This is a genomic window from Leifsonia sp. HAY1-4F (assembly GCF_056755275.1).
In genome coordinates, this window is record NZ_JBNDHX010000360.1 from 1 (window position 1) to 261 (window position 261).

1 pseudogene is annotated in these 261 nt (G+C 64.8%); it reads left to right on the plus strand.

Annotated features, from left to right (window positions below):
- Positions 1–238 (plus strand): annotated as a pseudogene (locus ACPYOG_RS19830) (hypothetical protein); the annotation flags it as partial.
- Positions 239–261: the final 23 nt, after the last annotated feature.

The following is a 261-nucleotide window of genomic DNA, read 5'->3' on the forward strand; positions in this document are numbered from 1 at the left end:
CCCCCCCCCCCCCCCCCCCCCCCCCCCCCCCCCCCCCCCCTTCCAAAACAAGAAGACCACCCCCCAGATTAGCGAGTGTCTCGTGGGCTCGGAGATGTGTATAAGAGACAGATCACGCTCTCCCCCGGGACATCGTGTGCGTGTCCGAGTATCCGCGGTGGTCCAACCTCCGGCGAGTGGCGACTACTTCGCTCTGGTCGATCGGACGATGGTCGGCCTGTCTCTTATACACATCTGACGCTGCCGACGACGGAGAGAGTG